21 protein-coding genes are annotated in these 25,627 nt (G+C 58.8%); 12 read left to right on the top strand and 9 right to left on the bottom strand.

Features of this window, described 5'->3' with window-relative positions; genetic code table 11:
- Positions 1 to 59: 59 nt before the first annotated feature.
- Positions 60 to 1,331: an ABC transporter substrate-binding protein gene (locus PH552_RS17015; protein ID WP_112342372.1), complete on the bottom strand. Its 1,272-nt coding sequence runs from the start codon at positions 1,329 to 1,331 to the stop codon at positions 60 to 62.
- Between the two features lie 276 nt (positions 1,332 to 1,607).
- Between PH552_RS17015 and PH552_RS17010 the strand changes: the two genes are divergently transcribed.
- A complete protein-coding gene (locus PH552_RS17010; RefSeq protein WP_183763968.1) occupies positions 1,608 to 2,813 on the top strand; it encodes an ROK family transcriptional regulator in 1,206 nt (401 codons plus the stop codon).
- An 84-nt stretch (positions 2,814 to 2,897) separates the two neighbouring features.
- Here PH552_RS17010 and PH552_RS17005 read toward each other — a convergent pair whose 3' ends face one another.
- The 5 genes from PH552_RS17005 to PH552_RS16985 all read right to left on the bottom strand — a co-directional run bounded on the left by PH552_RS17005 (position 2,898) and on the right by PH552_RS16985 (position 8,061).
- Entirely contained in the window at positions 2,898 to 3,731 is an 834-nt protein-coding gene (locus tag PH552_RS17005; RefSeq protein WP_112342374.1) for a carbohydrate ABC transporter permease, read from the bottom strand.
- Positions 3,728 to 4,585 carry a carbohydrate ABC transporter permease gene (locus tag PH552_RS17000; protein WP_112342375.1) on the bottom strand — a complete coding sequence of 286 codons (858 nt, stop codon included), beginning with the start codon at positions 4,583 to 4,585 and terminating at the stop codon, positions 3,728 to 3,730. The genes PH552_RS17005 and PH552_RS17000 overlap by 4 nt, the downstream gene beginning before the upstream one ends.
- Positions 4,586 to 4,792: 207 nt before the next feature.
- Complete coding sequence (locus tag PH552_RS16995; protein ID WP_112342377.1) at positions 4,793 to 6,007, bottom strand: ABC transporter substrate-binding protein; 1,215 nt, start codon at positions 6,005 to 6,007, stop codon at positions 4,793 to 4,795.
- A gap of 110 nt (positions 6,008 to 6,117) precedes the next feature.
- Positions 6,118 to 7,305: a mandelate racemase/muconate lactonizing enzyme family protein gene (locus PH552_RS16990; protein ID WP_113249741.1), complete on the bottom strand. Its 1,188-nt coding sequence runs from the start codon at positions 7,303 to 7,305 to the stop codon at positions 6,118 to 6,120.
- Positions 7,306 to 7,365: 60 nt separating this feature from the next.
- On the bottom strand, positions 7,366 to 8,061 hold the full coding sequence (locus tag PH552_RS16985; protein WP_112342379.1) for an RraA family protein: 696 nt from the start codon (positions 8,059 to 8,061) through the stop codon (positions 7,366 to 7,368).
- 206 nt (positions 8,062 to 8,267) lie between these two features.
- On the opposite strand from PH552_RS16985, the gene PH552_RS16980 reads away from it, so the two are divergent.
- The 5 genes from PH552_RS16980 (at position 8,268) to PH552_RS16960 (ending at position 13,812) form a co-directional block, all read left to right on the top strand.
- Entirely contained in the window at positions 8,268 to 9,461 is a 1,194-nt protein-coding gene (locus PH552_RS16980; RefSeq protein WP_113249742.1) for a mandelate racemase/muconate lactonizing enzyme family protein, read from the top strand.
- A 187-nt stretch (positions 9,462 to 9,648) separates the two neighbouring features.
- The gene (locus PH552_RS16975) at positions 9,649 to 10,524 is read left to right on the top strand and encodes a carbohydrate ABC transporter permease (protein WP_112342381.1); all 876 of its coding nucleotides are present in this window, start codon (positions 9,649 to 9,651) and stop codon (positions 10,522 to 10,524) included.
- A complete protein-coding gene (locus PH552_RS16970; RefSeq protein WP_112342382.1) occupies positions 10,521 to 11,429 on the top strand; it encodes a carbohydrate ABC transporter permease in 909 nt (302 codons plus the stop codon). Before PH552_RS16975 ends, PH552_RS16970 begins: the two co-directional genes overlap by 4 nt.
- 4 nt (positions 11,430 to 11,433) lie before the next feature.
- On the top strand, positions 11,434 to 12,537 hold the full coding sequence (locus tag PH552_RS16965) for an ABC transporter ATP-binding protein (RefSeq protein ID WP_112342383.1): 1,104 nt from the start codon (positions 11,434 to 11,436) through the stop codon (positions 12,535 to 12,537).
- Between the two features lie 27 nt (positions 12,538 to 12,564).
- Positions 12,565 to 13,812 (top strand): ABC transporter substrate-binding protein, encoded by a 1,248-nt coding sequence (locus tag PH552_RS16960; RefSeq protein WP_112342384.1) that lies wholly within the window; start codon positions 12,565 to 12,567, stop codon positions 13,810 to 13,812.
- A 180-nt stretch (positions 13,813 to 13,992) separates the two neighbouring features.
- Here PH552_RS16960 and PH552_RS16955 read toward each other — a convergent pair whose 3' ends face one another.
- Positions 13,993 to 14,436 (bottom strand): VOC family protein, encoded by a 444-nt coding sequence (locus tag PH552_RS16955; protein ID WP_112342385.1) that lies wholly within the window; start codon positions 14,434 to 14,436, stop codon positions 13,993 to 13,995.
- Positions 14,437 to 14,439: 3 nt separating this feature from the next.
- A complete protein-coding gene (locus PH552_RS16950) occupies positions 14,440 to 14,874 on the bottom strand; it encodes a VOC family protein (protein WP_112342386.1) in 435 nt (144 codons plus the stop codon).
- Positions 14,875 to 15,131: 257 nt separating this feature from the next.
- On the opposite strand from PH552_RS16950, the gene PH552_RS16945 reads away from it, so the two are divergent.
- The 5 genes from PH552_RS16945 (at position 15,132) to PH552_RS16925 (ending at position 22,975) form a co-directional block, all read left to right on the top strand.
- Positions 15,132 to 16,004 (top strand): IclR family transcriptional regulator, encoded by an 873-nt coding sequence (locus PH552_RS16945; protein WP_112342387.1) that lies wholly within the window; start codon positions 15,132 to 15,134, stop codon positions 16,002 to 16,004.
- Positions 16,005 to 16,721: 717 nt separating this feature from the next.
- On the top strand, positions 16,722 to 19,079 hold the full coding sequence (locus PH552_RS16940) for an Orn/Lys/Arg family decarboxylase (protein ID WP_112342389.1): 2,358 nt from the start codon (positions 16,722 to 16,724) through the stop codon (positions 19,077 to 19,079).
- Positions 19,080 to 19,100: 21 nt separating this feature from the next.
- Positions 19,101 to 19,661, top strand: coding sequence for a GNAT family N-acetyltransferase (locus PH552_RS16935; RefSeq protein WP_112342501.1), 561 nt, complete (start codon positions 19,101 to 19,103; stop codon positions 19,659 to 19,661).
- 468 nt (positions 19,662 to 20,129) lie between these two features.
- Positions 20,130 to 20,591 carry a hypothetical protein gene (locus PH552_RS16930; RefSeq protein WP_112342390.1) on the top strand — a complete coding sequence of 154 codons (462 nt, stop codon included), beginning with the start codon at positions 20,130 to 20,132 and terminating at the stop codon, positions 20,589 to 20,591.
- Positions 20,592 to 20,653: 62 nt separating this feature from the next.
- Positions 20,654 to 22,975 carry a putative bifunctional diguanylate cyclase/phosphodiesterase gene (locus PH552_RS16925; protein ID WP_245430354.1) on the top strand — a complete coding sequence of 774 codons (2,322 nt, stop codon included), beginning with the start codon at positions 20,654 to 20,656 and terminating at the stop codon, positions 22,973 to 22,975.
- A gap of 48 nt (positions 22,976 to 23,023) precedes the next feature.
- Here the strand turns inward: PH552_RS16925 and PH552_RS16920 are convergent, their stop codons facing one another.
- Entirely contained in the window at positions 23,024 to 24,055 is a 1,032-nt protein-coding gene (locus tag PH552_RS16920) for a helix-turn-helix transcriptional regulator (RefSeq protein WP_113249743.1), read from the bottom strand.
- 255 nt (positions 24,056 to 24,310) lie between these two features.
- On the opposite strand from PH552_RS16920, the gene PH552_RS16915 reads away from it, so the two are divergent.
- Positions 24,311 to 25,462, top strand: coding sequence for an ROK family transcriptional regulator (locus PH552_RS16915; RefSeq protein ID WP_112342392.1), 1,152 nt, complete (start codon positions 24,311 to 24,313; stop codon positions 25,460 to 25,462).
- Positions 25,463 to 25,627 lie beyond the last annotated feature (165 nt).

Raw genomic sequence — 25,627 nt, 5'->3', positions numbered from 1 at the left:
CCTCTTTCGGTATGGGCAGGCGGAGCGGCAGCCCCGCCTGCCGGTCGCTGGGAGGAAGGTCAGATCTTGTAGATGCGCTTGCGCGTACCTTCGAGCCGCTTCAGGATCGCATCGCGCCGCTCGGGCTTCGCCATGAACTCCTGGAAGCCGACGAGGCCGGCCTGGGCCATGTCGGGATCGCTATCGCGGTCGTAATATTGCGAGGTACCCTGCACTGTCTTCAGCGTTTCGACTGCAGCGTTGACGAGCGGGTCCTTGCTCGGCGGCAGATCGTTGCGGGGCGGCACGTTGCCGCCAGGCTCCAGATAAGGGCCGAGATTTTCCGGCCGGTAGAAATAGGCGAGGAATTCGCGCGCGCCCTGCTTGTTCTTGGCATTGGCCGGGATATGAACCGAGTTCAGCGAAAACTCCTCGAAACGGCCGATCTTCGGATCGATCGTCGGGAAGGGAGCGAAAGCAAGCTGGTCGAGCTCTTCCTTCGGGAAAGTAGAGCGGACAAAGGCGCCGAGGTTCATCATGCCGGCCTTCTTCTGCGACAACAGCGCGCCCGCCTCCTGCCAGCCGAAAGATGTGTTGTTCGGCGTAAAGAAACCTTGCTTGATCAGGGTTTCCCACATGTCGAACACCGGCTTCAGCGCCGGATCGAGATAGCTCATCTCGCCGTTCATCAACGCCATATGCTTGTCGAGACCGTTTATGCGCAGGTTCATCTGATCGAACCACCCGGCGGCAGGCCACAATTCCTTCGTGCCCATCGCGATCGGCGTCAGATTGGCGCTCTTGCATTTCGCGCCATAGGCCAGGAAATCATCCCAACTTGCCGGTACGGCAGTGCCGAGCTGGGCGAAGACATCCTTGCGATAGAACATACCCCAGAGCGTGCCGCCCGTCGGCAGACCGTATTGCTTGCCGTCGACCGTGACCGAACCGGCCGCCGCGCCAAGAACATCCTTATACTTCTCTTTTTCGAAGAGATCGGAAATGTCGTCGAACAGGCCGCGCTTGACGAAGGCGCGCATGCGGTTTCCCGAGAACCAAAAGCAGATATCGGGCGCACCGGCGACCAGATAGTTGCGGATCGCGGTTTTGTGCGCCTCATGATCCATATTGTTGATCACGACCTTAACGCCGGCCTGCTTGCCGAAATCGTCTGCCATCTTGCGCAGGATCGCCAGTGCATCGGCGTTGTTCTCGTCGGAAATGATGTTGATGTCTTGCGCCTGTGCAATGGCGGGCATGGGAAAACCGGTGAAGGCGGCGGCGGAAACCGCTCCCGCACCCTTCAAAAAGGCACGCCGGCTTGCCGGCCTTCCAAGCAAATTGAAAGTCATTTGGACTCCTCCCGTTGTGGTATCTATCCTCATCCTTAATCAGCAGACCGGACGGAATGCGCGGCGGCCGCCCCCTCCTGCCGCCTGCGCAATGGTCGCAAAAAACCTGCCGCCGCAATGCATTTGCACTGCCCGGAACCCTCGGTTCGAGAAACCTTGTCCTATTGCTGACTTCTTCGTGCTTGCGCACGTGCCGGATGTTGATCGACAAGTGAAGTTATGCATAAGTCTGAAGCGGACGCAATAATTAATTTACAAAATTAAGAAAGAGAAATCGTGAGCCTGAAAGGCGACCAGAGCACTTCGCGAGCCCTCAACCGGCGGCTCATCCTGAACCTTCTGCGGCAGGAAGGGCCGAAAAGCCGCGCCGAAATCGCAACGATCACCGGCCTCAGTCCAGCGGCCGTCACCTTCGTCATTGCCGACTTGATCGAGGAGGGCCACGTCACCGAAGGCAAGGCCGTGGCCGGGCTTTCGGGCCGGCGTCCCATACCCGTCGAGATCAATTATGCCAATGGGTTGGCGATCGGGTTCAAGCTGATGGTCGGCTCCGCCGAATGCGTCGTCACCGATCTTGCAACCAACCCGCTCGCGTCCTGCCGCCTATCGCTTGGCGACAACAAGCCGGAAAATGTTGCAACGACGCTGGCCCAAGCCGTGCCCCAGCTTGTCAAGGCTGCAGGGCGCCCCCATGCGCGGCTGGCAGGCATTGGCGTTTCCATGCCAGGCGTCATCGACAACAACCAGGCCGTCTGCGTGCGCAGCTTTCGTTTCAAGTGGAACAATGTACCTTTCGCATCGATGGTCGCGCAAAAGGTCAAGGTGCCGGTCTGGCTCGAGGACGACACGAATGCCTATGCCATTGCCCAACAGCTCTTTGGCCCGGGAAGGCACCATCGCAATATGGCCGTGCTTGCGATCGGCGTCGGCATCAGCTGTGCCATCATCGTCGACGGAAAACTCTACCGCGGGGCCCATGGCGCAGCCGGCAAATTCGGCCACACCTTGCATGAGGAGAACGGCCGGCTGTGCGAATGCGGCAAGCGCGGCTGCCTGATGGCCTATTATTCCGAACCCTCCATGCTTCGCACATGGCGCGAGGCGACCAATCGGGATAGCAGCCACAACCTCTCCGACATGCTGGAATCAGCAAAGGCGGGAGATGCGGAGGTCGACAGAATCCTGCACGAAGCCGGCGCCGGGATCGGCAAGGCGCTCGCCAACCTCGTCAACATCACGGATCCCGAAGTCATCGTCGTCGGCGGCGAGGCCGTTTCGTTCGGCGATGCTCTTTTCGGCCCCCTGGAAGCCAGCATGGCGGCTCGCACCTTTTTCGCCTCGCCACCGCTTCTGCCCGATTGGGAAGACAATTCCTGGGCGCGCGGCGCAGCCGCCCTCGTCACCCAGAAATTTTTCGACTTCGAGACGGCCGACGGAACAACCGGAATGAGTGAACCGGCAACGCCAACCTATCTCGCATGATCGGTCGCACCTGAGATCCCGTTCGAGTACCCGTCAATCTGGATGGAAAACCGCCGAAGAGGGTGCATTCCGCAGCGGGCTCGCTCAGCCCTTGGTGGCGCCTGCCGTCAGACCGCCCACGAACAGGTTCTGGAAAAACAGGAACAGGAGAGCGACCGGAATTGTCATCACCATGGAGGCGGCCATCACCGCTCCCCAATCGGTGTTGAACTCGGTCGAAAATTCCGCAAGCCCGATCGGCAGAGTCTTGACCGAGGAATCCGTCGCAAAGCAGAGCGCGAAGATGAATTCGTTCCAGGTGGTCACGAAGGCATAGACGACGACAGCCACCAGGCCAGGCGTGGACAGCGGAAGCGTGATGCGGAAGAGCACGCCGAGGCGGGAGGCGCCGTCGATCGTCGCCGCCTCTTCCAGCTCGACGGGTATCGCCTTGAAATAGCTGGTCAGCATCCAGACGCTGAGCGGCAGGGTGATGATCATATAGACCAGGATCAGGCCCCAATAGGTGTTGACCAAATGCAGATAGCGCAGCGTGATGAAGAGCGGCACGATGATCGCCGCGGTCGGGAGCAATTGGCCGATCAGCACGAGCGACTGCAAAAGCCGCCGGCCGCGGAATTCGAAACGGGCAAAGCCGTAGGAAGCGAAAATCGCCAGGATGAGTGCAAGACCCGTGGAACCGACTGAGATCACGGCGCTGTTCAGGAAGTAGCGCGGGATATTCGAACTGAAGATGACATTGATATAGTTGCCGAACGTTGGCGCTGCGGGGAGCCAATGCGGCGGCACAGTATAGAGTTCCGGAAGCGTCTTGATCGAAGATAGTGCCATCCAGGCGAAGGGGAAGAGGCAGACGGCCATAAGGACGAGCGAGCAGACCGCAATCGTCAGCGTTGCAAGGCGACTTCTCCCCATCATCGGGCCTCTCCCGGCCTTGTCGTCAGCACCCTCAGGTAGATCGCCACCAGCACAGCCGCCACCAGAAAGAAGATGACCGATAGGGCAGCGGCCTGATTGAACTGGAAACTCTCGAAAGCGAGCCGAAAAATCTGGATCGGCGTGATCAGCGTCTTGTTCGCCGGTCCGCCTTTGGTGATGGCATAGATGAGCGTGATCGAATTGAGCCCCCAGATCACCAGCAGCAGTGTCACCGCCGTGATGACCGGGCGCACCTGCGGCAGCGTCACATGCCAAACCTCTTCCCAGAAATTGGCACCATCGACCTTGGCGGCTTCGTAGAGTTCCTTCGGGATCGCCTGCAGGCCGGCCAGAACCATGATGGCCACGAACGGAAACAGTTTCCAGACATTGATGGCGATCAGAACGGGCATGACGGTGCCGCTATCGGTCAGCCAGCTGACGGGTGCCGGGATGATGCCGGCGCCTGTCATCATGTAGTTGATGATGCCGAATTCAGTGTGGAACATCCATGCCCAGGTGGTCGCCGCAACGATGCCAGGAACGACCCAGGGGATCAGCGTTATCGAGCGCAGGACGGCGCGCCCGGTGAAGTGCTGGTTGAGCAGAATAGCTGTGGCGGTGCCGAGCACGACCTGAAAGACGATCGAGCCGCCGACGAAGTAGATCAGGTTGAAGAAGGCCTGCCGCGTGACCGGCGGACGCAGCACATTGGCAAAATTCCGGCCGGTGAAGGCGCCCTGCGAATTGGTGACGCTGAGCAGGATCGTGTAGGCGATCGGATAGGCGATCAGCATGGCCAGCACGATCATGGCGGGCAGGACAAACAGAAGACCTGTAGATGGGCGGCCCATGGGTCGGCCTTTCCTGTGATGCTGCGGGAATGTCACTCAGGGCAATTCCAGGAAAAGTGCGCAGCGGTTTTCCGCCCGGAATTGCGAGAAAACAAGAAGATGGAGCGGTTCAGAGATTCGGTGAAAAAGCTGAACCGCTCCAATGTCCATGGCGCGGGCGGCAGCTTGACGCCGTCGCGTCAAAACCACGTCGCTCAGTCCCTGCCATCAGCTATCAAGCAGCGCTTGAATTTCGTCCTTCGCCTGATCCATGGCGGCTTGCGCATCCTGATCGCCTGAGAGCACGCGCTGCACGCCGTCGAACAGGGCTTGCGAAATCTCCACCCAGCGCGGCGTATTCGGTGCCGGCCGGCCGAAGGGAAGCATCGCCGCGAACTGTTTGAGCATCGGATCCTGGAACCGCGGCTGAGACAGTGCCGAAGCGCGGGCCGGGAAGGTGTCGGTGAAGAAACCCTGATTGTCCGAGGTGGCGAGAAACTTGATGAACTTGCGGGCATCATCAGGGTTCTTGGCATCCTTCGGGATCACATAACTCCAGCCACCGATGATGCCGGCGGTCTGCTTGCCATCCGGATGCGGCGTTGCCATGGCGCCCAGCTTCAGATCGGGCTTTGCCTGCATGATCGGGGCAATGTCGAATTGACCGGCCTGATACATGGATACCTTGCCGGCGATGAAGAGCTGACGGTTGGCAATGCCATCATTCTGCAGGGTCGAATCCGGCGAGTACTTGTTCTTATAGAAGTCCGTATAGAATTTGACAGCGGCAACAGCCTCCGGCGAATTGACGACGGCGGTCTTTCCATCGGCGCTGATGACATCCCCGCCATTCATCCAGATCAGCGGCAGCAGGCGGGTCACCGTATTGCCGACCTCCCCGCCGCCGGTGATCGCCATACCGAACTTTCCGCCCGTCGTCAGCTTCCTTGCCGCATCCGTCCACTGATCCCAGGTCTGCGGCGGATTGGCGGGATCGAGGCCGGCAGCTTTGAAGTCTTCCATATTGTAGAGCACGCCGACACATTCGACACGGTAGGGTATGCCATAGAGCTTGCCGTCATAGGTGTCGTAGGTGATCGCCGCCTTGTTATAATCGCCCTTGTCTTCGATGATGTCATCGACAGGCAGAACGAGCCCGTTATGGGCATAGCCCTGAATCCAGGGATGCTGCACCTCGATGATATCCGGCGTCGCGCCAGACTGCAGGGCAGTCAGGATACGCTGCGGCAAACCGTTTGCCGTGGTGATCTCCATCTTGATGGTAATGTCGGGGTTTGCCTTCTTAAAATCGGCCGCGAGCTTTTCGGCTCGCGCCTGGCCCCAGTTCGGTGTCCACCAGACGACCTCGCCGGCCCATGCGCTGCTGCATGTCAGCGCCGAGACCGCGACGGCCGCAACGACCGTCATCCTCATCTTGTCCATTGCCTCCTCCTTCACGCGAGATGTCCGTCGCGCCTGTGTCCTGACCTTTCATGCCATTGGCATAGACAAGGTGGCTCCTCTTTCCACCCGGTCCCGCTCATTCCGGTCAATCAATTGCGTCCATCCTTCCCGACGCGCGAGAAGGTCGCCGCCCCTGCCGCGACACCGCTCGTATTCATGCTGCCGTCGAACAGCGGCACGTCGTATGGGGCGTAGGGATAGCGCGCGCAGGCTTCTTCGTTCAGCTCAACGCCCAACCCCGGTGCCGTCGGCGCAAGGATCGCGCCATCCTCGAATTGCAGCGTCTCGCGCACGAGTTCCTTGCGCCAGGGCACGTCGATCGAGACGGTTTCGAATACCGAAAAGTTCGGGATGGCGACCGACATGTGCAGTGTCATCGCATTCATGACGGGTCCGACCGGGTTGTGCGGCGCGACTGGGATAAGATGGTAATGCGCCATGTGGGCGATACGCTTCGTCTCGCCGAGACCCCCGGCATGGGAAACATCCGGCTGCAACACGTCCACTGCCTTCTTGGCCAGCGCCTCGAGGAAGCGGGTGGGCTCGTACCAGCGCTCGCCGGCGGCAATCGGCACCGAACTTGCCGCGCGCACGTCGGCCAGCGCATCGATGCTTTCCGGCGGTGTCGGCTCCTCGATCCAGCGCAGATCAAACCGTGCAAGCTCGCGGCACATGGCAATCGCCGTCGGCACGTTCAACCGGCCATGCACGTCGAGCATAAGGTCCACATCCGGACCGACCGCATCGCGCACCGCCGCGACGATATCGATCGTCTGCCGGCGTTGCTTGCCATTCATTTCGAGATCGGCGACATCGAAAGGATCCCACTTAAGGGCGCGGTATCCCATGGCCACAGCCTCGCGGGCCTTTCGCGCATATTGATCCGGCGTCACGGCGCCAAAGAACCAGTGATTGGCGTAGCATTCGACCCGATCGCGATATTTCCCGCCGAGAAGTTCGAATGCCGGGACCCCGAGTGCCTTTCCCTTGATATCGAGAAGGGCCGCCTCTATCGCGCCGAGGGCGGTGCGAAAGACCGCGCCTGTCCGCCAATAGGAATCGCGATGCAGCTGCTCGACGATCGCATCGACGGCAAACGGGTCGCGCCCGATCAGCACACGTTCCAACTCCTCCAGTGCGGAGACGACCGTCTTGGTCTTCCATTCGAGTGTCGCCTCGCCGACGCCCTCCAGCCCCTCATCGGTATAGAGCTTCACAAAGACGAAGTTGGTCCGCGAAACATTTGCGACGAAGACCTTCTGCGCCGTAATTTTCATGGCTTCCTCCCGGCCGCAGGTCTCGCAAGCCGCTTACCTGTCTTGATGTCAGCGAACGGATCAAAGCCGTCCGTATTTCGCATAGATGTCGGCGACATCGCCGCCGGCACGGATCTCGTCGCGCGACCTGTTTTCGATCGTCAGAACCTCTTCCGCGCGTGCCAGAACGGCGTCGACCCTATCGGCGGGAATGACCATCACGCCATCCATATCGCCGAAAAGCCAATCGCCCGGGTTGACCCTGATCTGTGAGGTCAAGGTGCCGGTGACGGAAATCGGGACCTCGATGCCGCTGATGCGGGTGCGGCCGCGCGACTCGATGGGCGAGAGATAGCGGGTAAAGACCGGCCAGTCCTCCATTCCCATGAGAATATTGCCGTCTCGGATTCCGCCGTCAACGACGACGCCGACTGCGCCACGCGCCTTCGAAGCGGTGCTCATCAACTCACCCCAGTGACCGGCCTTGCATTCGCCCGCGGCTGAGATCAGCACGACACAGCCTGAATACATGCGGCGGAAGAAGGTGAAGGTTTTGACCTCTTCGAGATCATATTCCTCATCGGTACGCATATCGACCGTCGCGGCGACCGTGAAGGCAGGGCCGGCGATGCGCATCGCACGGTCGAGCGGCCGAATGCCGAGATCCATGCATTGATTGGGCAACCCCATCTCGTCGAGGATATCATAGACTGCCGCGGTATAAAGTTTGTTGAACCGCTCGGCCCTGCCTGCGACGTCCGCATGCTGCGTAACCATGGCCTGCCTCCTCCAGCTGAGCCCATTCTGCAAGCGCGTCTGGAAACCGCCGCCTCCACGATCGTTTCCTATTTGAACTTTATCAGTTCTCTAATGAATGATAATAGAAGGCTCGCAGGTTTGTCAATCGCCGCTGGGTGGATCCAGGCGGCAACGCCGCGGAGGGGGCGGCGCCTCCTATGACGCCGATATGAAGAGGAGCGGAAATGAAGATCGTCGACCTCAAATGCGCCATCATCGGCAAGAGCCCGATCGTGCGCATCGTCACCGATGAAGGCGTTTCCGGCTATGGCCAGGCCGAAACGTGGAAGCCCTATCTAAAGCCGCATATCCTTGCCTTCCGGGAGGCGCTGATCGGCGAGGATCCGACCAATGTCGAGCGTGTCATGTTGAAGATCCGCCAGCGCGGAAGCTTCAAGCCCTGGGGCGCGGCCGTCAGCGTCATCGAGATGGCGCTCTGGGATGTAGCGGGCAAAGCGGCAAACCTGCCGGTGCACAAACTGCTTGGTGGGCGCGTGCGCGACCGCATTCGCGTCTACAACGGCTCCATTCGCTTTCCAATCAGCGGTTACGAGCCGGAGCACATGGCCGACGATCTGAAGAAGATGATGGATCTGCCTGAAGGATTCACTATCATCAAACAGCCGATCGGCTTCCATTCACCGATGAAGCGGATTCCGGATTTCTATTACGGCGAACCCAATGCCAGCCCCTTCCACGGCGCACTCGACCGTGGTCCGATCACGGAAAAGGGCCTGCGCCATCTGGTCGATTGTGTTGCCGCGATGAAGGAAGTCGCCGGCGACAGGATCGGGCTGGCGCTCGATTGCGGCCCGGGATGGATGCTGTCCGATGCGATCCGTCTTGCCCGCATGCTGGAGCCCTATCATCTGCTGTGGATCGAGGACCTGCTCTCCGGCGACTATACGCCTTGGGTCAATGCCGGCGTCTATCGTGAACTGACATGCGCGAGCACGACGCCGATCCATACCGGCGAGCAAATCTATCTGCGCCAGAACTTCAAGGAACTGATCGAAGGCCAAGCGGTCAATGTCGTCGGCCCCGATCCGGCCGATGTCGGCGGCATCGCCGAACTCAAATGGATCGCCGAATATGCCGATCTTCATTCGATCATGATGGCGCCGCACGGGACGGCGAACGGCTTGCTCGGCCTCGGCGCGCTCATCCAGGTATGCGCCACCCTGCCTCACAATTTCATCGCCTTCGAGTATACGACCGGCGACCCGGACTGGTGGTACGACATCGTCGAGGGCCTGCCGCAGACGATCGTCAAGGATGGCTTTGTCGATGTCATCGAACGACCAGGCATGGGCGTCGACCTCTTACCCGAACGCGCAAGACTATATCTCGCGGAAGACGACCAAACATTCTTCGATTGATTGGCTGCCCGCCTCGCCCCGATCCAACGTCAGCGGGCAACAGCTCAGAGGGACGGCCAATTGTCATTTGACATCCCGATTTTTTGATTCCTATAGTTGGTCTATTGTGAACTGTATCTTGTTCATATGAGAACAGGTCTGCGGCGAGCTGGAGGAGCGGAACGCTGGCGGCCTGAGGAGGAGGCTCATGGGAATCCGATGGAGCCGCGTCGTCCCGCATCTGGCTGTTGCGCCGGCGGCGCTGTTGACGCTTGTGTTTTTCATTGGAGCGATAGGCTGGACCGTCTATCTCTCCTTCACGGCATCGAGGCGCTTTCCCGACTATGAACTCGTCGGCTGGAAGCAATATTGGCGGCTTTTCCACGATCCTTCCTGGATCCTGTCCCTGCAGAACCTCGCCATCTTTGCCGTGGGGAGCCTGCTGTCGATCGTAACGGGTTTTATCCTTGCCGCCTTGATCGACAAGGAGGTGCACGGGGAAGGCATCTTCCGCACGGTTTTTCTCTATCCGCTCGCCGTTTCGCTGATCGTCACCGGGCTCGTCTGGCGCTGGCTCTTCAATCCGGAGCTCGGCATCGAGAACGTGCTTCACTCGATGGGTTGGCAGAGCGCTTCCTTCAACTGGCTCGCAAGCCAGGACACGGTCATGTTCGGTGTCATCCTGGCGGCGGTCTGGCAATCGACCGGCTTCTTCATGGCGCTCATGCTTGCCGGCCTGAAGTCGATCAACACCGAGATCTGGCAGGCCGCGCGCCTCGATGGCGTCCCCTTCTGGCGGCTCTATATCGAGGTCATCATCCCTATGATGAAACTCACCTTCTTGACCTGCATCATCCTGCTCTGCATCGGCGTGGTGAAGGCCTATGACATCATCGTCGCAATGACCAATGGCGGACCAGGCGGCGCATCGGTCATGCCGGCCTATTTCGTGATCGACGCCTATTGGCAGAAGCAGAATCTCGGCTTCGCCTCTGCGGGCGCGGCCGTCATGCTGCTGACGACTCTCGCCCTCTTCCTGCCGCTCGTCGTCATCACGGCTATCAGGCAAAGGAGGGCGGCATGACGGCAATTTCCGCCGCAGCGCAATCCGGTCGAGAAACGAAAGCGCGCCGGCGCCCGCTGATCCGGCCAAGCCGGGTGGTGATCTTCATCTTCCTGCTGATGGCAGCCGCGTTTTTCGCGGTTCCGCTTTATGTCATCGTCGTGACGTCCTTCAAGACGATGGATCAGATCCGCGAAGGGCAGATATTCTCCCTGCCTTCGCCGTGGACGACCGAAGCCTGGTCCTATGCCTGGACGCAGGCCTGTTCCGGCATGAACTGCAACGGCGTGCGTATCGGTTTCGTCAATTCGCTCTATATTCTTGCCCCGAGCCTCGTGCTGACGATCTCGCTATCGATCGTCACCGGCTACGGGTTGGCGCTGTGGAATGTCAAATGGGCGAACGGCTTCCTGTTCGTTCTCTTCATATGCGCCTTCGTGCCGTTCCAGATCATCATGTATCCGCTGATCAAGATCACCGGCGCGCTGCATATTTACGGCACCACCTTTGGCATCGCCGTCATTCACAGCGTCCTGTCCCTGCCCTTCCTGACACTGATCTTCCGGAATTATTTCCGGGGCATGCCGCCGCAGATCATCGCGGCCGCCATGATCGATTCCGGTTCTTTCTGGCGGATCTTCTTCGAGATCGTTCTGCCGATGTCGGGCAATATCATGATCGTCGTCCTGATCCTGATGATCACCGGCATCTGGAACGACTTTCTGGTCGGCCTGACCTTCGGCGCACAGGACGCACAGCCGATGACGGTCGTGCTCAACAACATCACGGTGACGACCACGGGCGCCAAGAACTATGCGGTCGACATGGCCTCGGCGCTGCTCACGGCCCTGCCGCCGCTCGTCATCTACTTCGTCCTCGGCAGGTTCTTCGTGCAGGGCATCACCGCCGGCGCCATCAAGGGATAGGGGCATGCCTTCCATCGCATTCAACAATATCGTCAAGAAATTCGGCGCTCTCACGGTCATCGAGAACCTGAACCTCAGCATCGGCGACGGCGAATTTCTGGTGCTGCTCGGCCCTTCCGGCTGTGGCAAGACAACGCTTCTCAATCTTCTGGCAGGCCTGCTCGAAATCGACGACGGTGAAATCCTCATCGATGAGCGGGACGTCAGCTACCTCGATCCCAAGGATCGCGGCCTTGCCATGGTCTTCCAGTCCTACGCGCTCTATCCGACCAAGACAGTACGCGGGAATATGAATTTCGGACTGTCTTCGCGCGGCATCACGAAAGAAGAGGCGGACAAGCGGATCGCCTGGGCATCCAAGCTGCTGCAGATCGAACATCTTCTCGACCGCAAGCCCTCGCAGCTTTCCGGCGGCCAGCGCCAGCGTGTCGCGATTGGCCGGGCGCTTGTCAAGCAATATGGCGTCTGCCTGTTCGACGAGCCGCTTTCCAACCTTGACGCCAAGCTGCGCAACGAAATGCGCATGGAGATCAAGAAGCTCCATAACCAGCTCAAGAATACCGTCGTCTACGTGACCCATGATCAGGTCGAGGCGATGACCATGGCGACCAAGATTGCCGTGATGAACAAGGGGGTCATTCAGCAATTCGGCACGCCTGATGAAATCTACAATGAGCCGGCCAATCTGTTTGTCGCCGATTTTGTCGGTTCCCCGGCCATGAACCTGCTCGACTGCACCGTCAGTCGTGACGGCGGCGACCTCGTTGCGGTGGATGAGAAGAGCGGCATCCGCATCGGGCTTGGCGAATACAAGTGGAAGGCGAAGGCTGCCGAAGGCAAACCCGTGAAGATCGGGTTCCGGGCCGAAGAGCTTCTGATCGAGGAGCGTCAGGACGCGGGAAACACCGTTCGCTTCGACTGCCCGGTTGAATATTTCGAGAAATCCGGGCCTGACGCCTTCGCTTTCCTGACCATGTCGGGAAAGAGCATCGCCGTACGCATCGATGGGCGTGACGCAAATCGCTATCGCAGCCAGCCAGCTCTGCCCGTCTATCTGCCGCTCACCAAGCTGAACGTCTTTGACGCTCCGACCGGCCAGCGGCTGTGACCAGATCAAGAAAGGGAGGAATATTGCATGACGAAATGGAAATCCCTGCAGAGGCTGTCCCTCTTGCTTGCCGCGACCACTCTTGCCGCAAGCGCCTGGGCAGATGAGGTCGTGGTCTATCACACCTGGTCGAAACCATCTGAGATCGCGGCGCTCACCGTTCTGCGGCAGGCGTGGGCCAAGGACGGTCACCAATGGAAAGACCTGTCCATCGCCCATGACTCCGGCGCCAATGTCAGCCTGATGAACATGATCACCGGCGGCAACCCGCCCGCGATCTTCATGAATTCCGATCCCGGCATCTATCGGGATCTGAACAAGCAAGGCCTCGGCGTACCGCTCACCAAGCTGTTCGACAGCATCGGCGCCACGAAGAACTTCCCGCCGTCCGTCTTGAAGAACATCACCGTGGACGGGGAAATCATGAAGGCGCCGGCAACGGTGCATATCGACGGGATGATCTATTACAACAAGCATGTCGCCGAAGCGGCCGGCGTCGATCCGAAGTCCTGGAAATCGCTCGACGACCTCTTCGCGGCCTTCGACAAGGTCAAGGCCGCCGGCTACATCCCGATCGCCCAGGGCGGCGATCAGTTCCAGAAGGCCTATCTGCTGCAGGCACTGATCGCATCGGAAGAAGGCCCCGATATCTACAATCGGTTCTACGGTGAAAAGCCCGACCGCACCGTCATCGATACGCCGGAAATGCGCGCGGCGCTGAAGCGCTTCCGCCAGATTGCCGAGCACACCGATCCGGGCTCGCCCAACCGCCAGTGGAACGATACGACCAATCTGGTCATCACCGGCAAGGCTCTGTTGCAGATCCATGGCGATTGGATGAAGGGTGAGTTCCTGGCCGCCCACCAGAAGCTTGGCGAGGATTTCGACTGCATGAATATCCCCGGAACCAAGGCCGTGGTCGTGACGGTCGATTCCTGGGGCTTCCTCAATACCAATAATGCCGAGACCGCCAAGGCCCAGGAAGACTTCGCCAAGCTCGATGTCGACCCGAAGCTGAATGCCGAATTCGTCCTGAAGAAAGGCGCAAGCCCTGTTCGTATCGACGCGGATACGACGAATCTCGATGCCTGCAACAAGCTCGTTCTGGAAACGCTGAAAGACCCGACAAAGCAGGTCTCCAACCCCTTCAATACGGCTGATGCCGACTGGTATCGCACCATCTGGCAGGAAGCCGACAAATATTGGAGCGATCCGAAGCGCACGGACGACCAGTTCGTGCGGGCGATGCAGGACGCCTATGACCAGATCTTCTAGAGTAATTCCAAGAAAAGCGCATAACGGTTTTCCGTCCGGAATTGCGTTGGGACAAAAAGCTGGAGCGTTTTCGCAATTCGAAGAAAAGCAGAAACGCTCTAAACCCCGCGACGAGAGAACCCGGCAGATAACCGCCGGGCCCTTTTGGATTATCTGCTATCGAGGAAGACAACAGCCCGTTCAGGCTGATTCATCATGCAATCTCCTGATGGCCTGGAGCTGAATGCAATCCGGCGCCATCTCCATGACTTCGATCTGCGTGCCATCGGGATCCTCGATCCATGCGCCGCGATTGCCATCGATGCCGATCTTCGTCGGCCTTGGCTTACTGGGGTGAATGCCCACCTTCGCAAGCTCTTCGAACGTCTTGTCGATGTCTTCAACGGTGAGGCAAATATGGAAGATGCCAATGACGTCCGGGCCGGCTTCCGGCCGCTTTATCCCCTTCGGGAAAAGCTCGAGATATTGATCGTCGTTGATCCTCAAATAGACGATCCACGCCTCGCCCTGATCATTGAGCAGACGCGTCATCTCGCGAAAGCCGAGCTTCTGGTAAAAGGCCAGCGACTTGTCGAGATCATTGACGCGCAATGCGATATGACCGAGATGCCTGAAAAGATCCATGGCTCAGACCAGTCCCTTGATGCGGCGAATAGCGGCCGTCTGCATGGCGTCTGCGCCGAGCTGCATCAGCTCGATGCGGTTGCCTTCCGGATCTGCGATCCAAGCCTGGTAATTGTTGTCGACACCGAGCTTCTTTTCCGCCGTCAGGACGACGCCGCGGCTGGTGATATCGGCGATCGCCTCATCGATATTCTCAACCTCGAGGCAGAGATGATTGTATCCGACATTGGCAAATGGCGGTGCGCCATCGCCGACGCCCTCCGGAAACAATTCGATGAACTGCGTGTCGGTGATCCGCAGATAGACGATCCACAGGCGGCCGTCACGATCGAGCCGGAACATTTCGTCGAAGCCCAGCTTGTTGACATAGAAGTCAAGCGAGCGGTCGATGTCCTTTACGCTGACAGCCACATGTCCGATCGATTTCACACTCTTCATTGCATCCTCCTCCGTAATTCCGTTTCGCCGCGCGTGCCGGCGCAGCCACTCGCCAAACCTCCGATCCGGCGTCTTTTTCGAAACGCTGTGCCGCGATTAAATCGACATGACGTTTCTTATTTGAACTGATATAAGTTCATCTAAGAATTTACCGGCATTCTCATGTCGGAGTCAATGGAAGGGAGCCGCGATTGCGTGAACTCCACGGATTGCTTAAGGAAGGCTGGGTATTGCCTGGTAGGCTTGGCAGGATTTCTATGACAGACATTAGTGAAGACGCCGCGCAAAAGTATCGTATCCCCGTCATCGAACAGATGGTGGAGGTGTTCGCGTTGCTGGAGCGCACGCCTGAGGGCGCGACGATCCGGGATGTCGTCAAGGCAGTGAAGCTGTCGCGCACCACCGTCTACCGCATGCTGAATACGCTGAGCGCCCATGACTTCGTGCATCGCTCACCAGCGGGAAGCTATACGCTCGGCAGGCGCCTTCTCACACTTGCAGCCCATGTCGCTCCCACCGTTGCAAGTTACGATCTCCTGGCGATCGCGCAGCCGCATCTGAACAGGATTTCCGAACTTCTTGGCGAAGGCAGCAAGCTGACGGTGCCCTCAGGTGACAATATCCTGGTTGTTGCCTCGGCGCAGGGCCATGGCCAATATGCGCTCTCGGCAACGGCAGGCCAGCGGCTGCCGTTTCATGCGGGTGCCGCCGGCAAGATCCTGCTTGCCTTCTCCTTGCAGGAGGACATTGAGCGGCGCCTGACGAAGCTGGAGCGCTTTACCAACCAGACGATTACGGACCCAAACAAAATGCTCGAAGAGCTTGCGCTGATCCGCAAGCAGAATTGGGCGCGGGACATGGGCGAGCAGATGTCCGGCGTCCATGCAATCGCGGCCCCCGTAAGGGATCACCAGGACACGGTCATTGCAGCCGTCAGCGTTCCTTTCGTCACGGGCGTCGACGAGAAGCGCGTGGCAGAGATCAGGCAAGCCGTGATCGCAGCAGCACAATCGATCACCAACGATATCCGATCGGCAACACCCGAGATGCCGTCAGCGCATCTGGCTGCTGAGAAGCCCGCAATCAAGCGAACAAATCAAGGAATGGCGGCAAAGCCGAAGCAGCGATAGCTACTGATTTCGATTGAAACGGCAAGCTGAAATTTCGATCTGCGGTTCTTCCTTGATGCCTTCAAATGGGAGGAGCGAAGTGATTGCGGAACGGGCGGCAGAGATGCGGGGTCCCGACAGGTGAATGCGGCTGCACATCATTGACATCTTGTGCCGTTGTCATAGCAATTCGACGTCATAGGCTAAGATCGGGCATGCAGAGGAAATCACGTGAAAAGACGCATGTTGCTCATCCTGGGGCTATCGGCATTCATCGCGACTTCTGTTTCAGCCGGTCGACTGACCGGCCATTCGACCCTGGCCCAATGGGAGAACAGCCGAAGAGGTGATCAGGTGGCTTTGGCAAGGGATATACTTGCCAGAACGGCTGGGCGAGATGTCGGCAAAGCAGCGGACCTGATGATTTGTATAGAGAAAGTCGCCAGAGACCCGGCCCACGCTAACATACCGCTTCATAAGATCGCGTCGCCGTGTCTGGTTTTGATCGGCGCCGAGTGACTTTTCGATTTCATCGATGCGCTTAATCCGGATTTAGCGCCTAAACCTAACGGACACACGACATTTTCCGGATTGCAATGAAAAAGTAAAATCCACAGGGAGACGACATGAATGGCAGAAATGCCATTCTGTTTGCATGTTTCGGACATTCGATATTTTGTCACATCCATGTCATGAAATACGTCGACACCTCGTGCCGGATCAAAAGCGGGTACCCAGATGGATTATTTCAGACGCTTCAACTTTCTGTTCGCAACGCCCACCTTTGACAATGAGGATCTGGAGGGTGCCCGCTACAACCAGATCGTCGAGGAGATAGAACGCTCCGGCTTCGAAGTGGTGCGCGCGCGCAATCTCGAAGATGCGGAGATCGCCGTGCAGACGGACGCAGCGATCGGCTGCATGCTGGTCGACTGGGGCAAGAAAGGCCTGGAAGGCAAGACGGCCGCCCTCATCAACCTCATGCGCCGGCGCGGCCTCGAATTCCCGATCATCCTGCTGATCCGCCGCAAGCGCTTCGAGGATGTGCCGGTCGAGGTCCTCGATTTCATCGACGGCTATGTCTTCCTGTCCGAAGAGACGCCCGCCTTCATCGCCAAGAGCCTCATCAGCCGGCTCAAGCAATATGCCGAAACGCTGAAGACGCCGTTTTTCGGTGCGCTGGTCGATTATGCCGAGGAGGGCAACCATCTCTGGACCTGCCCGGGCCACAATGGCGGCATCTTCTACAGCCGCAGCCCCATCGGCCGTGTCTTCATGGAGCATCTGGGCGAAGCGGTGTTTCGCGACGACCTCGACAATTCCGTGCTCGACCTCGGCGACCTTCTGACCCACGAGGGACCGGCTCTCGCCGCGCAAAAGGAAGCGGCCAAGATCTTCGGCGCCGAGAAGACCTATTTCGTGCTGAACGGCACCTCCACCTCCAACAAGGTTGCTCTGTCAGCCCTCGTCACCGATGGCGATCTCGTGCTGTTCGATCGCAACAATCATAAGGCCGCCCATCACGGCGCCCTGATGATCTCGGGCGGCATTCCGGTCTATCTGCCGACCAGACGCAATCTTTATGGGCTGATCGGCCCCATGGATTTCGCTGAAATGGACGAGGACGCGCTGCGCGAGCGCATCCGCACGCATCCATTGGTGAAAGATCCGGAGGCTTACAAGAAGCCGCGCCCGTTCCGCGTCGCTGTCGTGGAGCAATGCACCTATGACGGCACCATCCACAATGCCGAGATGATCCTCAAGCGCATCGGCCACCTGTGCGATTACATCCTCTTCGACGAGGCATGGGCGGGCTTCATGAAGTTTCATCCGCTTTATGCCGGGCGCTTTGCCATGGGTCTTTCGGACCTCGGCCCGGATGCGCCCGGTATCATCGCCACGCAATCGACCCATAAGCAGCTCGCCAGCTTCTCGCAGGCCTCGCAGATTCACATGAAGGATAGGCACATCACCGGCCAGAAGCGCCGCGTGGAGCACCGGCGCTTCAACGAAAGCTTCATGCAGCACGCCTCGACCTCGCCCTTCTATCCGCTGTTTGCCTCTCTCGATGTCGGCGCGCAGATGATGAAGGGCCGCTCGGGCGAAGTGCTCTGGGACGACACGATCCGCCTCGGCATCGAATTGCGCAAGAAGATCCGCGCCGTGCGCCGCGAATTCGAGGAGAAGGAACATCGTCCGGAGCGCCGCTGGTTCTTCGAGCCCTTCGTGCCGGACCGGGTGGCGATCCCGGATGTCTCCAGCCCAGGCGCGGTGCATGACGTAGCGTGGGAGAGTATTGCCACGGACCAGCTTGCCACCAATGCAGCCTTTTGGCATCTGACGCCGGGCGCGGCATGGCACGGTTTTTCGGCGATGGAGCCGGGCTTTGCCATGACCGATCCGAACAAGCTCACCCTGCTCACCCCCGGCTTCGACCGGGCGAGCGGAAAATACACCGAGCACGGCATACCGGCGCCCGTGGTCGCGCAATATCTGCGCGAAAACCGCATCGTTGCGGAAAAGAACGACCTCAATTCGCTGCTGTTCCTGCTCACGCCCGGTGTGGAGGCCAGCAAGGCCGGCACTTTGATCAGCGGCCTCGTCGCCTTCAAGAAACTCCATGACGACAATGCTTTGCTGGAGGAAGCTATCCCGGAATTCTACCGGCGCCGTCCGGGCCGTTATGCAGGCGTGCGGCTTCGCGATCTGTGCAGGGACATGCACAACTTCTTCCGCCAGGCCGATGTCAGCGCGCTCCAGACGAAGCAGTTTTCCGCCGACCACCTGCCGCCGATGGCCATGTCGCCGCATGATGCCGCACGCTGCCTGGTGCGCAACGATGTGGACTATCTGCCGATCGACGCCATTGCCGGCCGCATCGCAACGACACCCTTCGTCGTCTACCCGCCGGGGATCGCGACCATCGTGCCCGGCGAGCGCCTGACGGAGCAGGCAAAGCCGATGATCGACTATCTCAAGATGTTCGAGACCTGCTTCAACACCTTCCCCGGCTTCGAGGTGGAGATCCAGGGGCTCTATCGCGAGATCGACGCATCCGGCAAAATCCGACTCTATACCTACGTCGTCGCGGAATAGGCTCGAAAGTTCGGATTGGTCATGAAGCAGGATAAAACAATCGTCGTTCGCCCATCCCGGGAGAGCGACGTCGATGCGATGTTGGCGATCTATCGCCGCCATATTCACCGTGGCGTCGAGGCTGGGGTTGATGATAGCGACACGCCGCAACCGGACGATCTGCGCGAACGGCGCAAGAATTTGAAGGACCGCCGCTTCCCGCATGTCGTTGCGATCGAAGGTGAGAAGGTCGTCGGCTATGCCTATGTTGTGCTGTTCCGCAAGCGCCCGGCCTATCGCTACACCGTCAAGCATTCGATCTATGTGCATCACGACCATGTCGGCCAGGGCGTCGGGAGCCTGCTCATGCGCGGGCTGATGGACGCCTGCGCTGCGGCCGGCTTCCGGCAGATGATCGGCTATATCGACGCAGACAATGTCGCTTCGCTGGCCTTGCACGAACGCTTCGGCTTCGTTCGCGTCGGCCTGCTGCCGGCGGTTGCCTATCGCTACGGCCGCTGGGCCGACACGGTCATGGTTCAGCGCTCACTCGCCTCCGGCTCGACCACCCCACCGCCACCGCCGGCCCTCTCCACCCGCTGAAACCAGTGGAATCGATGCCCAAGCATGGTTGGTGCATTCGCCAGGCGCGGCGGTGGACGTCTCTTGGCATGACACGAAAGCGGAGGGAGAACATCGATCGCTTGATCCTTACTCCGCCTTTGCAGGCCAACGAGGCGGCAAGGGACACGCTTTCCTGGCCTCGGCCCGGACGCGATTGCGGGCAACCTGCGCCCTATTGCGCCGGCTTTCGCAAATGCCGCCCAAAATTGAAGCCGTCACCATCGAGAATTTCGGCATCGGGTCCATCAGAGGACGTGAACATAGCGCCGGCTTAAACCTGCATTTTACGAAATAGATATCCAAGTAACGCAACAATCCAACCGTGTGACGACGCCACGCCATCGGTTCGGGAAACACCAACAGATCATTAACATTTCGCAACCACTCTAAAACTATCCGAAGGGACGATCACGTAACAACAAGCATTCACAATCATCGGGGAAGCAATTGAAGAGCGCAGATAAGAATACGGAAGTATTGCTATCGGAAGTTGATGACTCGAATAGCTTGACAAGCAATCTGTCTGCATCGCCATTGAGCGCGGCCCTCCTATTTCTTGGGCCGATTGCCGCCGCCGCTTTATTGATGGCTGGCTTTCCACATGCATTCTCCCCCTCATGGACACCCTTCGTCTTGATGGGCGCAAGCATCCCCGTAATCAGCTTTGTTCTTTTGCAACAGCGGGCAGAACAGCGCAATAAAATCGAGTTCATGTTCAATCTGTCATGGATTGTTTGGGTCGTGATAAGTTTGGCTACCGTCTCCTACTGCCTGAACGCTGGAACCCAAGAATTCGGGGAATCGCTTGCGCAACTCAATCCTGGATGGTTGACGCTTATCTTCGGGTGGTTCTTCGCGACCGCCTGCGGTCGCGTGGCCCTATCAATCAGTAAATTGTTGCATTCATGACTGTCGCACAACGCCCAAGCGAGATGGCACATGGACCATTTGGAATACATGGAAAGGCCTCCATGTGGCAGATGTTCGACAGCGTTCGGCGATTTATGGCGGTACCGGTCGACAATCCCGAGCTGTTGAAAGCACAATACCGCGCTTTCTCGCGCCAGATGCCGATGATGTACTTCATCCTGATGTCGAGCACCTGGGCGGTTGCCGCGACGCACATGATGATTGCCCCGGCTTGGCTCACGATTGGAGCTCCTGTTGTCCTTACATTGGCATCCATATTCCGCGTCCGCCATTGGTGGCGGTCGCGTCACATGGATCCAACGCCGGAGGTGGCGTTGCATGCTCTGAGACGGACCAATCGCCTTGCTTTCGCAATTGCCCTTACCTTTACCGCCTGGTCGTTCCTGCTCTTTCCCTACGGCGATGCATATACCCGTTCGCATTTGGCCTTTTACATGGCCATCACGGTGATTTCCTGCATCTTCAGCCTAATGCATCTTCGCTCGGCAGCCATAACCGTGACTGCAATCGTCAATGGCGCCTTCATCATCTTCTTCTGTGCGACCGGACAGCCAACCTTCATTGCGACCGCGATCAACATCGCGTTGGTATCGATTGGCATGCTCGTCATCCTCAACATCAATTATCGCGATTTTGCGCGCATGGTGAATACGCAGACGGAAGCGCGTCGACGCGAGGAAGCGCAAAGCCGTTTGCTGCGGATGATCGATGACATGCCTGTCGCCGTGATGACGGTTGAGCCCGAAACGCTGATCATCAACTACGCCAACGAGACCTCCAAACACCTCATACGCAAGATCGAGCATCTGCTGCCGATAAAGGCAGACGAACTGCTTGGCACCTCGATCGATGTCTTCCATAGGAATCCGGAGCATCAACGCCGCATTCTCGCAGATCCGGCAAATCTGCCTCATAATGCCCGCATCAAGCTCGGGCCGGAAGTGCTCGACCTCAGGATTTCGGCAATCACCGCCGATGACGGAAGCTTTCTGGGGCCGATGCTCAGCTGGGCGATCGTCACCAAGGAAGTGGAGGCAGAGGGACGTATACGCCAGCTCGCGCATTACGACACGCTGACGGGACTCGCAAACCGTACAACGTTCAATGCGCAATTTGACGCGGGCCTCGGCGCGGTGGACCATGGGTCTTCGCTGCTATTCATAGACCTAGACGGCTTCAAGCTGGTCAACGATACCAAAGGCCATCGCATCGGCGATGCCCTGCTGAAAGCGGTCGCCGATCGACTGCGCGCCATTTGCGCAGCCCCCGCCATGACGATCGGCCGGCTCGGCGGCGATGAATTTGCCGTTCTGGTTCCATATGCCGACCCCTTGGGGGTGGCGCGGCTGGCCGGCCGGATCATCGATGCCCTCTCCATGCCGTTCGATCTCGACCAAGCAAATCAGGTTCAAATCGGCGCATCGATCGGCATCGTGCACGCGCCAATGCATGGAGAAACGGGAGAAGCTTTGCTCGCTCGGGCCGACATCGCCCTCTATGCGGCAAAGGCCGCCGGCAAGGGCGCGTATAAGGTGTTTTCCGAAGAGATGGAAAATCGAATCCAGGAAAGCATTCAGCTTCAAACGACATTACGCGCGTCCTTGCGGGACGGCCGGGGATTGTTCGTCTTCTATCAGCCGATCGTCGATATCGACAGCAACAAGGTCACGGCACGCGAAGCATTGATCCGCTGGCATCACCCGCAAAGGGGGTGGATCTCACCTGCGGAATTCATTCCAGTCGCAGAGCAGAACGGATTGATCGAGCAGCTTGGCGAGTTCGTCCTGAGGACAGCATGTCGGGATGCCGTCCAATGGGAGGATGGCGCGCGCGTGGCCGTCAATGTATCGGCCTGCCAACTCGGCAAGGGCACGATCGTCTCCACGGTGTTGTCGGCGCTGGCATCTTCCGGCCTTTCGCCGGAACGGCTCGAAATTGAGGTGACGGAAACTGCGATCTTCGATGACGAGCAAGGGGGCATTGGAGATCTGCGCCGTATACACGACCTGGGGGTTCGTGTGGCACTGGACGATTTTGGAACCGGTTACTCGTCCCTCACGCATCTGCGAGCCTTCCCCTTCGACAAGATCAAGATCGATGGTTCGTTCGTGAGGGATGCCGTGAAGCGCCCGGAATCTGCTGCTGTCGTCCGGGCGATTGCCGATCTCGGCAAGCGGCTTGGTGTCACGACCGTCGCCGAGGGCGTGGAGACGGAAGCGCATCTTCAATGCGTTCTGACCGAAGGATGCAGCGAGGTTCAGGGCTATTTCTTTGGTCACCCGGAACCGAGCCGGACCGATGCCGATGCAGTCATGGCCCTTAACGCGGCTGTAGCAGCCACGAGAATCCTCTCGGACGTCTAGCCTTTCCGCCAATAGGGAACGATAACCGTCCCGCGGATGGTATGGCTATCAACGCAGCCCCACCGCATTCGCGCGCGTGTCGCTTGGGCTCTCTCCGAACATGCTGCGATAGATAATGGAGAACCTGCCCGGATGAAAGAAACCCCATGTCGCGCAGACTTCGCGAACGGATTGCCGATTCAACGGATCTCGCAATTGATCGCGCGCAGCTTTCAGCCTGATTGTGCGCAGATAGGCACCCGGCGACGTTTTTCTGAATGCTTTGAACCCCATCTGCAGGGCACGAAGCGAAACGCCGACATCGTCCGCCACCATCGACATGGTGAAGGGCTCGGTAATATTGGCGTGCATATAGTCTATGGCACGGCGCACATGCCACGGCGCGATCATCGACACCTTCTCCTTGCTCAGATGGCAGGAAAGACGATGCTGGCCAAATCTGATGACAAGATCGGCAAGCGTTTCGCTCATCGCCGACACGGCAAGTGGGGAGGATAAGAGCGGCCCATCATTGCGCATGCCCTGGATGATCGTTTGTGCCAGGTTGCCGATGAGCTGGCCGGCGGGTGTTGCAAGATCGAGAACGGGTTCCAGATCCAACGAATCGAGGATCGGCGTTTCCAGAAGTGAAGCCAGCATTCGCTTGACGACTTTCCAGTCCAGCAAGAGAGCGTCCAGGCTAATCGGCTCGCCCAGAAGCAAGCGATCGCGAGCCTCATGGTTGTTCGCCATGAGAATATGCCCGGCGCCACCTTCGGCGACCCTTCTTCCAATGCTCAGCCGCAACGAACCTGCGCGGGGGATATAAAGCCCAAGATGTTGCGGGGTTTCATCGAGCGTCCGGACTTCCCATGGACTTTCATATGCCGAATGGACCGCTGTAAGGGACCCGCTTCTTCTGAGATCCGCCGCCCAGGTAAAAGCCCGGTCCTTGCCCAATGGCTTGGCGTCAAAGACGCCATAGGCTCCTGAAAACGCCTCGACCATCGACTCGAAATCACTGCCCTTATGCGTCGGCGTGAAATCAAAAGATAACGCGCCATAGGAGCGCGCAACATTGTCGAGGCTCAACGATACCATGCAGCTTGGCTCTTACCCCCCTTACCTACTCATCATTCGCGCATCTCGCCTGGGATGTCGCAACGCCGATATGATGCCCCGAATGCTCCGATACCGCCCCTTTTACCGGGACGGGATTGGCGCGATCTCCGCTGGCCGGGCCGATCTTGATGAAGTAAGCAGGACCGGCAGATCGGGGATCGGGTTTCTCAGCTTGACAAAAACAAGCGCCTTTAAAAGATTCACACTTATAGTGTAAATTAAAATGGTCAAAAAATGAAGTATAATCCGCTAGACCATGTCGCCGTCCATTTCTTGCGGGATCTTCAACCTCCACGCGTGGCTTCCCGCAACGAACGGGATCTGCTGCGGCTGATCTGGAAGGCTCCCGGTATCGAGCGTTCCGATCTGACCGAGCCGCTCGACCTCACTCAACAGTCCCTGCATCGAATTGTCGGGCGGCTGCATGATCGAGGCATGATTGCCTTTTCCGCATCGGAAGCCCGTCGTCCCGGACCGCCAAGCCCTGGACTGACGCTGTGCAGAGACTGGTGCTTGACACTCGGAATCTCAGTGAATGTCGGCTCAATCGGCCTTTGCCTCATGGGTTTCGGAGAGCCTTTGGAAAACGTGGAAATTCCACAGGCAGGGTCCTCGCTTCCGGCTGAATTGGACCGGATCGAAGCCGCGCTCGAAGACCTTCTTATTCGCCAACACGCCAAGCGCAGCGATATCCTCGGTATCGGCTTGGCAGTCTCCGGCCACCGCATGCTGGAAACAGCCTTCAATTGTCCGCTGCCGCTGGCGCACTGGTCATTGATCGACCTGGCGCCGATTGTCGGCAAGCAGCTTGGCTTGCCGGTCTGGGCCGATAATGTTGCCAGGACCGCGGCCCTGGCGGAGGCGATCTTTGGCGTCGGCCGCGATGCTCCGGACTTCGCCTATATCGCGCATCTTCATGGTTATGGCGGCGGTCTAGTTTCCGGAGGCATGCCGTTTCGCGGCAGTTTCGGCAATGCCGGCGAATTTTCGGTTCTCTTCGAGCGTCAAGACTACGGCGACCGCCCGGCACTTGGTGTCCTGCTGGAACACCTTCGCGCCAAAGGATACGCGGATCTGACGTTGCGGGATCTCAAACGCGAAGAACTGCTGAATTCGAATGATGTCGCCGAATGGGTCGATCGCGTGATGCCGGCGCATAATCGCGCCATCAACGCGATCTGTGCGGTATTCGACCCCGCCTTGATCGTGCTCGGCGGCGAGCTTCCGCATCGGCTGGCAAGAATGATGATCGAACGGACCGAGATCAACAATCTGCCTCGCCATGGCGCATTGCGGGACATGCCTAAGCTGACCGTAGCGGAGATGACCGATTCCCCCGGTGCCATCGGCGCGGCATTGGTTCCCCTGTTCGAGACTGTGTTGTGACGGCCTCCGCTTGCGGCGACATCGCAGTGTATTCAAAACGATCCATCCGAATGCGCAATGTCCCAGGTGCGCGACCCGATCTCACTCGATTACCGGCGCTCATGAAGCGGGACGCCTCCAACGACACATAGCCCGAAAAATTTCCGACCTCTGTCGGTATGTCCC

This window comes from Rhizobium aureum (assembly GCF_030182495.1).
GTDB classification, from domain to species: Bacteria; Pseudomonadota; Alphaproteobacteria; order Rhizobiales; family Rhizobiaceae; genus Rhizobium; species Rhizobium tropici_C.
Note: the sequence above shows the minus strand (reverse complement) of the source record. Positions and strands in the feature narration are given on the sequence as shown.

Coding starts and splice junctions, on each gene's coding strand:
- PH552_RS17005 (WP_112342374.1), bottom strand. CDS start 3,731: ATGATGGGGAGAAGTCGCCTTGCAACGCTGACGATTGCGGTCTGCTCG.
- PH552_RS16920 (WP_113249743.1), bottom strand. CDS start 24,055: ATGGTATCGTTGAGCCTCGACAATGTTGCGCGCTCCTATGGCGCGTTA.
- PH552_RS16955 (WP_112342385.1), bottom strand. CDS start 14,436: ATGGATCTTTTCAGGCATCTCGGTCATATCGCATTGCGCGTCAATGAT.
- PH552_RS16950 (WP_112342386.1), bottom strand. CDS start 14,874: ATGAAGAGTGTGAAATCGATCGGACATGTGGCTGTCAGCGTAAAGGAC.
- PH552_RS16975 (WP_112342381.1), top strand. CDS start 9,649: ATGGGAATCCGATGGAGCCGCGTCGTCCCGCATCTGGCTGTTGCGCCG.
- PH552_RS16990 (WP_113249741.1), bottom strand. CDS start 7,305: ATGAAAATTACGGCGCAGAAGGTCTTCGTCGCAAATGTTTCGCGGACC.
- PH552_RS16925 (WP_245430354.1), top strand. CDS start 20,654: ATGTGGCAGATGTTCGACAGCGTTCGGCGATTTATGGCGGTACCGGTC.
- PH552_RS16995 (WP_112342377.1), bottom strand. CDS start 6,007: ATGGACAAGATGAGGATGACGGTCGTTGCGGCCGTCGCGGTCTCGGCG.
- PH552_RS16970 (WP_112342382.1), top strand. CDS start 10,521: ATGACGGCAATTTCCGCCGCAGCGCAATCCGGTCGAGAAACGAAAGCG.
- PH552_RS16965 (WP_112342383.1), top strand. CDS start 11,434: ATGCCTTCCATCGCATTCAACAATATCGTCAAGAAATTCGGCGCTCTC.
- PH552_RS16915 (WP_112342392.1), top strand. CDS start 24,311: ATGAAGTATAATCCGCTAGACCATGTCGCCGTCCATTTCTTGCGGGAT.
- PH552_RS17000 (WP_112342375.1), bottom strand. CDS start 4,585: ATGGGCCGCCCATCTACAGGTCTTCTGTTTGTCCTGCCCGCCATGATC.
- PH552_RS16960 (WP_112342384.1), top strand. CDS start 12,565: ATGACGAAATGGAAATCCCTGCAGAGGCTGTCCCTCTTGCTTGCCGCG.
- PH552_RS16940 (WP_112342389.1), top strand. CDS start 16,722: ATGGATTATTTCAGACGCTTCAACTTTCTGTTCGCAACGCCCACCTTT.
- PH552_RS17015 (WP_112342372.1), bottom strand. CDS start 1,331: ATGACTTTCAATTTGCTTGGAAGGCCGGCAAGCCGGCGTGCCTTTTTG.
- PH552_RS16945 (WP_112342387.1), top strand. CDS start 15,132: ATGACAGACATTAGTGAAGACGCCGCGCAAAAGTATCGTATCCCCGTC.
- PH552_RS16985 (WP_112342379.1), bottom strand. CDS start 8,061: ATGGTTACGCAGCATGCGGACGTCGCAGGCAGGGCCGAGCGGTTCAAC.
- PH552_RS16980 (WP_113249742.1), top strand. CDS start 8,268: ATGAAGATCGTCGACCTCAAATGCGCCATCATCGGCAAGAGCCCGATC.
- PH552_RS16935 (WP_112342501.1), top strand. CDS start 19,101: ATGAAGCAGGATAAAACAATCGTCGTTCGCCCATCCCGGGAGAGCGAC.